Source organism: Shewanella sp. SG41-4 (assembly GCF_014164505.1).
GTDB lineage: Bacteria > Pseudomonadota > Gammaproteobacteria > Enterobacterales > Shewanellaceae > Shewanella.
Window position 1 is genome coordinate 1 of sequence record NZ_JACJFI010000151.1, and the last position, 10248, is coordinate 10248.

At 41.0% G+C, this 10248-nt stretch carries 6 protein-coding genes; 3 read left to right on the plus strand and 3 right to left on the minus strand.

All coding sequences use genetic code 11. The features are described from left to right. Positions 1-782: 782 nt before the first annotated feature. Positions 783-1961, minus strand: coding sequence for a methyltransferase (locus tag H5202_RS13755; RefSeq protein ID WP_182772569.1), 1179 nt, complete (start codon positions 1959-1961; stop codon positions 783-785). A gap of 332 nt (positions 1962-2293) precedes the next feature. Here H5202_RS13755 and H5202_RS13760 point away from each other — a divergent pair, with 332 nt between their 5' ends. Next, a complete protein-coding gene (locus H5202_RS13760) occupies positions 2294-2704 on the plus strand; it encodes a hypothetical protein (protein ID WP_182772570.1) in 411 nt (136 codons plus the stop codon). Between the two features lie 27 nt (positions 2705-2731). Here the strand turns inward: H5202_RS13760 and H5202_RS13765 are convergent, their stop codons facing one another. Next, a complete protein-coding gene (locus H5202_RS13765; RefSeq protein ID WP_182772571.1) occupies positions 2732-3211 on the minus strand; it encodes a type II secretion system protein in 480 nt (159 codons plus the stop codon). Positions 3212-3372: 161 nt separating this feature from the next. Between H5202_RS13765 and H5202_RS13770 the strand changes: the two genes are divergently transcribed. After that, positions 3373-5193, plus strand: a complete 1821-nt coding sequence (locus H5202_RS13770; protein ID WP_182772572.1) for an ABC transporter transmembrane domain-containing protein — start codon at positions 3373-3375, stop codon at positions 5191-5193. A 249-nt stretch (positions 5194-5442) separates the two neighbouring features. Here the strand turns inward: H5202_RS13770 and H5202_RS13775 are convergent, their stop codons facing one another. After that, the gene (locus H5202_RS13775) at positions 5443-7041 is read right to left on the minus strand and encodes an AMP-binding protein (protein WP_182772573.1); all 1599 of its coding nucleotides are present in this window, start codon (positions 7039-7041) and stop codon (positions 5443-5445) included. A gap of 475 nt (positions 7042-7516) precedes the next feature. Between H5202_RS13775 and H5202_RS13780 the strand changes: the two genes are divergently transcribed. Beyond that, positions 7517-10072, plus strand: a complete 2556-nt coding sequence (locus tag H5202_RS13780) for a TonB-dependent receptor plug domain-containing protein (protein WP_182772574.1) — start codon at positions 7517-7519, stop codon at positions 10070-10072. The last annotated feature ends 176 nt before the right edge of the window (positions 10073-10248 follow it).

Here is a 10248-nt window from a genome sequence, read left to right on the forward strand (position 1 = left end):
CCCAATGCAATGATGTGTCGCATTTTCAGCGGCCACTTTAGCTATTTGTTACATCATTTTTTTGCGCTATTGAAGTTGTAATACTCCACATAAATAGCGACCAATTAAGCAACTTGGTTAGTCAGTTGATGTTCTTTATGGTCAACTTACTCAGAAAATAAGCTGTTAAATTGGTCTTTAAAAATATAAGAAATATCATAATTAGCTTCAATATTATTACAGGAGCTTATTCTCATTAGTTAGTGTAGCGGCTGTTCTATCTAGATAAATATGATTGAATTGTGTTGTTACCACTACCCATACTCATTTTGGTAATGTCATTATAGGATTTAGTTTATTTGTGCGCTAACCAATTATACCGACTTGGTAATACCGATAGTGAGTTATTAAGCGAGGGAAGGTATTGGTCATAAGGTCAGTGCTTATTAATCATTCTGTTCACTTATCATTGCGGCTATTGATGCCTCGTTATTGCGAACGAGTGATCAACACAATCGGACATATAGTTATTTATTCAAGGGATATGAACATCACAAATCGATTTGCTGTTAGTTACAACAAAAAGAGATTTGTATCGCCGTTTACACTAATGAATGTTCAATGGTTATTTATGCGCGTTAATGTGAGTGTACTAGATAAACAAGGTGTAGTGAGTTGAATTACATACGAGTGAAAGGCTGCACATAAATTGTGTCGGCCCTCGCTCGTTACTATCAATATTGGTTTGGTTTTATATGCAGGGCCATGTAGGGGAACATGAACTTAGTACCTCATTCAGTACATTATTTTATCGCTTGTAAAATGACAAATTTGCCATTGGATGCAACAGTAGTGCAGTTTTTAAAAATGCGGTTTATTTTAACGTGGTAGGCTAAATGTCGATTACCGACAATGTGCAATAAACCGCCTTTTTTTAGGCGCTTATGTGCGTCGACAAACATTTGCCAAGCGATATGGTCGGTAATGGCTTCACCTTGATGAAACGGAGGGTTACATATCACTAAGTCTGGTTCGACATCTGCGGGCAAGTGACTAAGGCAATCGTCCCAATGAAAAAAGGCTTGTGGTGTTTGTTCAGTTTGAAGATCTTGGGTTTGAAGATCTTGGGATTGAGTATCTAGCTGGTTAGTTTGCCAATTATGCTTTGCCGAAGCGATAGCCATATCAGAGTCATCCACAAAGTGGATCTGTGCATTTGGATAACATTGTTTTGCATGCAATCCTAAAATACCGTTACCACAACCTAAGTCTATAACGTGCTTGAATTCACCTTTTGGCATGTTGTCGAGCATAATCCTTGCGCCAATATCGAGCTTATTGGCTGCAAATACATTAGCCAGGTTACTGATAGTGAGTTTGAGTTCTTCGACATTCCAACTCACCGCTTTTGCTAATGAGCGTATTTTACCATCGCTAATACAGCTAATTACTCGTGTTTTTTTCCACGCTAAACTGGCGGAAGCTGGGCCTAGATTTTTTTCAATACTAGCCAATAATGGAGCATTGATTGACTTGGCTTTAGCCCCGATCAGTATTTGAGTTCCCGCAGGGAGCACCGTCGATAAACGCGCAAGTTGCTGGCCAAAATAGTGTAGGTTTTTAGGTAACTTCATCAGCACTAATTGAATATTTTGTGGCAGTGTTTCGCGGCTATTTAGCCAATGTATGTTGGTTGGTACTAATTTGTTGTGTAATAAATTGTGCTGACAACCCAATAAACTGGTTTTTGCATCCGTTTCTACAAGCAATCTACCGTGTGGATGTTGCATTGTTAATCCGCACGTTAGCGCGCCAAAGTTGTCATTAATAATGGCGGTAGTGGTTGCTGTTATTTCGGTGTCGATTAAGTACTTTACTAGGTGTTCATCTGCGGCATCCCATGCTTGTAAGTTTGATGCTTGTTGGCTTGGATAACGAAAAAGCTCAAGCTCTATACCTGAACAAGCAAATTGGGTTGTCATAACGGTGTTACCTAATAAAAAGAATATCGATAAAATAGCTCGATATTATCTCAGATATCACTTACCAGCGCGAGGCTTAGGCTTAAACAAGTTGATAAGGGGAATTTTGTGGAGTGGCGCTAGTTAACTGATTATCAAAGCTTCCATGTTTAACTCGTGTTAAGCGACATGTTAAATGTAGGATACAGAACAAGGTGATATTAATTTTTTTAACTTTGAAACTAAAACCTAACGTCACGAAAATGGCTGTGCTGCAGAGATGATTGCTATTAATTGCACGGTTCAGTAACATCAATATATTGACTTAAAATAATGGTTTTCAAGGGATATTGATGAAAGGTGCTGGTGGAACGTCAGGTGGAATGGGTCAGTTCTTTATTGGGCTAGTGATGATGTGTGGTGGCTTTTATATGCTATTAAATGCCATTAAAGTGACCAGCTCATTTGGCTTTGGCAGCCATTTATATCAGCTGGGTGGCTTTGGGCTTACCAGTGGAATGGTGATGATACCCTTTATGTTTGGTGTTGGACTGATGTTTTATAATGGCAGAAACATACTTGGGTGGTTACTGACATTTGGCTCGTTAGTGGCATTGGTTTTTGGCGTAATAAGCTCGATTAATTTTCGATTTTCTTACATGAGTGCATTTGATTTAATCGTTATCTTGGTACTTTGTGTGGGGGGTATAGGGTTGTTTTTACGATCGCTGAAAGCGATTGAAAAACGTTACCCTGAGTCTTAATGTTATGGTTTTTAAACCTATTGGTGTCTAACATCCGCTTGTTTGAACATCTATAACAGGGCGTGCGGTGGTTGATGTTGCTTGCCGATAACGTAAATAACACGCCGCTTTGCCTGCATCCTCTGTGATTACCCCGTGCCAGTATATCCATGCTCCAGCATACACGCTGGGGCGTTTGTTCCAATCACCTTCGGGAATATTCATTAGCATTGCAATACCAGCGGCTGTTCCGTCGGGATAGCCATAAGCTAAGTTAACATTGACCCCATCAATATTAAGCGTCGTAGTCGCAAGTCTTTCTACACCAGCAATAGCGGCTTTTGAATAGGTTAAGGTCGCAGCTGATTGCATTGCTGTTTCCATTCCTACCATGGTAGATACAATTGCATCTTTGCGTAAGCTAATGAATTTACTTTGCGCAACAACGGCCAATAAGGCCAAAATAATAATCACAACAACCAACTCTATTAATGTAAAACCTTGTGATGGTCTTATATTATTTCTCATGCTGTTTTTCATCTTATTGCTCATGCTGTTTTTCATGTTATTTTTTAGTGATACTAGCATCATTTTTTCGGTGGTTATAATCCTACTGTGTCGGCGCCTTATTGTGTAAGGCATCTACAATGTTGTGTTTTGTTGGTACTATCAGGACATCTTAGTTATATATGCTGGTTAATACTGTGACGAATCCAACGACGACTTCATTTGAGTCAACTTCTGCTACTAAACCGCCTTTAAAACCTTCTGTTCTGCCTTGGATTTTACAATTTCTGTCTCCTTATCGTATGAAAGTAGTGGCGGCGATTGTATTTCTGTTTATTGGCTCGCTTGCATGGTTATCGCTTGGGCAAGGTGTTCGGTTAATGGTCGATGAAGGATTTATTGCCGATAATGCTGGGCGATTGAATGAGATCATGTTGTTTATTATTGCTATTACTGCAATCAGTGGAACTGCGGTTTTCTGTCGTTTTTATCTGATGACCTGGCTTGGTGAGCGGGTTAGTGCTGATATTCGGTTACAGGTTTACAATCATTTATTGTCATTATCGCCAGCTTTTTTTGCGACTCAGCGTACCGGTGAGGTTATTTCACGTTTTACGGCAGACAGTACCTTGCTGCAAAGCGTTGTCGGGTCGAGCTTATCGATGGCGTTACGTTCAAGTGTGACCGTGATTGGTGGCATTGTTATGATGGCATTTACCAGTGTTAAGTTGACGGCATTAGTGCTGTTAGCTGTTCGTTTGGTATTAGGCCGTGAGATCTTTTTTGGCCGAAAATGCAGAACATTGTCGCGTAAAAGTCAATATAGGGTAGGCGATCTTGGCGCTTATATTGATGAATCATTGCATGAAATTCATACTGTTCAAGCGTATACCCACGAGGCTAAAGACCGCCAGCTATTTGCTGATAGAGTCGAGGCGGTTATGGATGTGGCTAAAGGCCGTATTATGTATCGTGCGCTGCTTATTTCAACGGTGATGTTTTTAAGCATTGCTGCAATTGCTTTTGTTACATGGATTGGGGCGCAAGATGTGATGTCTGGCAGTATCACCGGTGGCGAGCTGTCTGCGTTTATGTTTTATGCCGTAATGGTTGCAGGTGCTGTAGCGACTATCAGTGAAGTGTTTAGCGAAATCCAACGGGCTTCTGGTGCCGCAGAGCGTTTAATTGAGTTAGTCAAAACGCCGATAGATATACCTGAACAAGTGATCCCCAACCAAGTCGTGTTACCTGTTAAAGGTTTACTTAGTTTTGATAACGTATGTTTTGCTTATCCGTCAGATTTGGCGCAAGACGTGATCCGCCAGTTGTCGATGTCGATTACTCCTGGTGAAAGGGTTGCTTTAGTTGGGTCAAGCGGAGCAGGGAAAAGCACCTTATTTGAATTGATGATGCGTTTTTACCAGCCTAAACAAGGGCGAATATTATTAGATGGCATTGATATTTCAACTCTGGCATTGGCAGATTTACGTCAGCAGTATGCACTTGTACCGCAAGAGTCGGTGATTTTTGCCATGAACGTACTCGATAATGTGCGCTATGGCCGTTTAGACGCCAGCGATGAAGAGGTGAAACAGGCTTGCATTGCGGCTAAAGCGGATGAGTTTATTTGCGAATTTACTGATGGTTATTCGACGTATTTAGGTGAACGTGGCGTGCGTTTGTCTGGTGGGCAAAAGCAACGTATTGCTATCGCAAGAGCGATTCTTGCCGACAGACCAATATTACTGCTTGATGAAGCGACGAGTGCGTTAGATGCGATAAGCGAAATCAAAGTAAAACAGGCTCTGGATTCACTTATGGCCAAACGTACAACTGTAATTATTGCCCATCGTTTAGCTACCGTGATCAATGCAGACCGGATTTTCGTGATAGATAAAGGACAACTAATTGCCAGTGGTACTCACAACGAATTAATGGCAAGCAATGATCTATATCGCGAATTTGCCAGTTTACAGCTATTGATGGATAACGAGCCGTCATAATGGTTACTGATTGGTGCAGTGAGTGTGTCGTTGAGAAATAAAAAAGATGCCGAAGCATCTTTTTTAATTTCGAATCAATTAACTTTTTCAAATGACATTAATCGCAGTTTGATAATCAGTTATTGCTCTGGGTTGAGGTAACTTACATAGCGTTTAAGCACATTAAGATTTACCTGCTTAACTCATCTCTTGCTTGCGTAGTACTTACTTCCCTAGTTTTTATTTACGTAGCTCTTATTTACGTAGTTTTTATTTACGTAGTTCTCGACGCAAAATTTTCCCTACCGCACTTTTCGGTAACTGTTCCGTAAACTCAATAATTCGTGGCACTTTATACGCAGTCAGTTGGCTGCGACAATAATCATTGATAGCTTTTTTGACCGCCTCGATATCCGTCGGCGGCTGCTTCAATACAATCACCGCTTTTACAGCTTCGCCAGAACGTTCATCTTCAACCCCTACGACTGCACACTCTAAGACTAACTCATTGGTTGAAAGTACGTCTTCAACTTCATTAGGATAGACGTTAAAACCAGAAACAATAATCATGTCTTTTTTACGATCAACAATGGTGTGATAACCATCTTCGCTGGCAATGCCAATATCACCGGTTTTAAAGAATCCGTCTTTTGTCATGACGTTAGCGGTTTCTTCTGGTTTATTCCAATACCCTTGCATAACTTGCGGACCGCGCACGGCAAGTTCGCCAGCTTGACCGATAGCTACTTCATTATCATCCATATCGAGCACATGAACTTCAGTGCCCAATACCGGTTTACCAATAGTACCAAGGCGTTGATACCCTGGTGCATTAAGGCTGACAACAGGAGATGTTTCAGACAAGCCATAGCCTTCTGAAATCATACATTGGGTGGTTTGTTGCCATAAGTTAGCTGCTGCACTCGTTAATGCGGTACCACCCGAAATGGTTATTTTCATTTTACTGAAATCTAAGGCTTTAAATTCCGGCTGATGACATAAGCCAACAAATAGAGTGTTCAAACCCGCAAACCCAGTAAATGGATAAGCTTTGATGGTATTGATTAGCCCTGCAATATCACGAGGATTAGGAATTAATACTGAGCAACTACCTGACTCAAAATACAGCACCAAATTAACCATAAATGCATAGATATGGTAAATCGGTAATGGCGCGACAAATACATCATGTCCTTCGGTCATGGTGCTAGCAATTCGTGATTTTACTTGACCAGAATTAGCCAAAAGGTTGCCATGATTGAGCATAGCGCCTTTCGATAAACCGGTTGTGCCGCCAGTGTATTGCAGAGCAATTAAATCATCATGGTTAGGTTTTATTGGTTGATAAGGATGCTTAGCACCTTCTGCTATCACAGCGGTAAACACCACTTTACTGAAGGGGGTTTCTGGCTGAGGTTGCGGCTGAATAAGATCCATTGCGTGGGTCGAAATCACCAACTCTACTGTTGTTTTGTCGATCACGTTAGTTAATGTCGGTAGTAAATCCGACAAAACGACTAAGGCTTTAGCCCCTGAGTCGTTAAATTGGTGAATGAGTTCACGCTCGGTGTACATCGGATTCGTGTTGACTAGCACCATGCCAGCTCGAATTACCCCATAAGCTGCAATCACAAATTGAGTAATATTAGGCAGTTGTATTGCTACTCTGTCACCCGGTTGCAATGAAGTGCTGTGTTGCAAATAACTGGCAAAATGGCGCGAGCCTTGTTCTATTTCACGAAAACTAGTGCTTTCCCCAAGACATGCATATGCAATATTATCTGCATACTTGTCACAAGCTTTTTCGATCAAATCAACTATGGATGTGTATTGGTGTAAATCAAGTACTGAATCTGCATCATAAGCCATGCATACCACCTTAGATATTTTTGGTTATTATTATAAATCAAACGTCCGTTTAGATTATTTTTACTAACCTACACGGGTCAATATCAATTGGCAAAGGTTCACTGAAATTCAGTTGAAATTAGATTACTCATTTTTTAGCTTGCCCATTTAAAACAGTTGTTCTAAAAATGCACTTTAAGCGTAAACTTATTGTTACAGTTTGTTTTTGTGGAGATTTTGTTGAAAAACTTCACTTATGTTAAATAAATCGTTATGTGACGTATGTCACTATTAATCAATTGCTTAGGTGTTTTTTTTGCGGGTTGCGGTATCGCGCTGATTTATTTACCCCAAAAAGTGTTAGCAATTGTATTTCAATTGTTATAGAAATGTAGTCGAGATAGGGAGTATTTCGATAGGGAGAGGCGTGTTTTCATTTAATTTTGTGAAAAATATCGTCGACAAACAACAATAATAAGCAGTTGAGAACATAATAATGATGCAATCAAAAAAATCTAAATTTGGTATCAGCTCTTTGAGCTTAGCCATTTCATTTGCACTTGCCGGTTCGGTGATAAGCACTCAAGCTTTCGCTGCCGATGAAGAAGTTGCAAAGGCAGAAAATGTCGAAAAAATCGCAGTACTGGGTTCACGCGCTGCACCTCGTTCAATCGGTGATTCACCAGTGCCGATTGATATCATCAGTAGTGATGACCTAAAGAAAAACGGTTCGACTGACATGATCGACATGTTAGTGACATCAGTGCCTTCGTTTAACTCTCGTGCACAACCTATTAGTGATGCAGCAACACTAGTACGTCCGGTTAACTTACGTGGTTTACCATCTGACAGTACACTTATTTTGGTTAACGGCAAACGCCGTCACCGTGCATCTGTTATCGCTTTCCAAGGTGGTGGCATTAACGATGGTGCACAAGGTCCAGATATTTCAGTTATTCCTGGCGTAGCATTAAAGCAAGTTGAAGTATTACGTGACGGTGCAGCTGCACAGTATGGTTCTGATGCGATTGCTGGTGTAATGAACTTCGTATTAAAAGACGCCTCTGAAGGCGGTTCTATTACTGTCAGCCAAGGTGAATACTACGAAGGTGACGGCGCAGCAACCACAATTGACGGTAACATTGGTTTACCTTTGACTGATGACGGTTTTGTTAACATCAGTGCACAATATAAAACCGCAGATGCGACTAGCCGTAGTGTCCAGCGTCCAGATGCAGCCGCTATTGCTGATGCGGGTAACACTTCAATTCAAAACCCTGCGCAAACTTGGGGTAATCCAGAGATCAATGATGATTTTACTGTATTCGTAAACTCTGGTTTTGATATCAATGATAACACTCACTTGTATGCATTTGGTAACGTGTCATCACGTGAAGCAACAGGTGGTTTCTATTATCGTAACCCACATAACCGCGGTAATGTTTATTCAGTCGATGGCGGTCAAACATTATTAGTCGGTGCTGTTAATGGCGATCAATCTACTTGTGGAGTTGTGCCTGCTAACGTACCAAACGTGCTTGATACTCCAGAGTATGCAGCAATGGTTGCAGATCCTAACTGTTTCTCAATGAACCAAATTCGTCCAGGTGGGTATACACCGCAATTTACCGGTAAAATTGAAGATATGTCTTTCTTCGCTGGTGTTAAAGGCGAGCTAGGCGAGTGGATGTATGATGTTAGTGGCGGAACTGGTAGTAACAAAGCCAGCTTTGGTTTAAAGAACTCACTAAACCCATCAATGGGTTTAGCTACACCAACTGACTTTGATACCGGTTCATACGAACAAGTAGAAACAACCTTTAACGCTGATTTTAATCGATTCGTTACTATCGGTGGTATAGAAGATATAAGCTTTGCTACTGGTGTTGAGTGGCGTGAAGAGTCATTCGAGATTGGTCAAGGTGATGAAGCCTCTTGGATTGCTGGTCCTTATGCAGACCAAGGTTTTAATATTGGTTCACACGGCTTTAAAGGCTTTGGACCAGAATCTGCGGGTAAAAACGATCGAAGCAATCTTGGTGTTTATACCGATATTGAAGCCTACTTAACTGAAGATTTCTTATTAGGTTTTGCACTTCGTTATGAAGATTTCTCTACTTTTGGTGACACACTAAACTACAAGTTAACCGCGCAATATGTTGCAACAGATGAATTGTCATTCCGTGCATCGCACAGTACTGGTTTCCGTGCGCCAACAGTCGGTCAAGAAAACGTAGTTAACACTCAAACATCGATTGTTAATGGTGACTTGATTCAAACCTTCATTGCTCCACCAACAAACCCATTAGCGGCTTTCTATGGTGGTGAAGTACTTAATCCTGAAGAGTCTGTTAGCTTTGCAGCAGGTTTTGTGTACCAATACGATAACTTGTTCTTAACTGTTGATTACTACAACATTGAAGTAACAGGTCGTATTGCACAATCTAGCCAAATTTCGGTTGAAGCAAGTGACTATGATGCATTACGAGCTGCTGGTGTTGAATTCCCTGAGTTGATCTCTGCGGTAACGTTCTACACTAATGACTTTGATACAACGACTCAAGGTGTTGATGTTGTAGCGTCTTACACTACAGAAATGCTATCAGGTGATGCGAAATTCAGTTTAGCTTATGGTTGGACTGATACCAGTGTTGATAAATATGACCCTGAAACAACTGATGCAGGTAAAGTTCGTCGTTTAGAAGATGGTATTCCAGCACATCGTGCAACCCTTACTTGGGGCCAAAGCTGGGATGATTTAAGCATGTCAGTTCGTGGTAATATGTTTGGTGAGTACTACGCAACACATGCTGATGATACTTCTGATTGGGGTTCTGAAGTGGCAGACGCTGCTGTGACTATCGATCTTGAAGTGAGCTATGCGGTACTTGATAACTTAACGGTATCAGTTGGCGCAAACAATATCTTCGATCAAGAAGCGCAGAAGCTAAAAGATGGCACTCTGGGTGAATTAGGTGCGGTGTACTACGAAAGTGGTCCATTTGATTACAACGGTGGTTTCTACTACGGCCGTGTTAATTACCGCTTCTAAGCGTTAGCGACATTCAATAATTAAATTAATAACTAAAAAGACTGCTTCGGCTAATGCCGTTCACTTAAGGTGAGCGGCATTTTTCCTTTTTGCGACAGGATAACCATTCTTACTCACTTTTAAGCAGCGCGGGTAACTTCTTTCTCGCTTTCCCTCTAACATAAATTGCCTCGCAT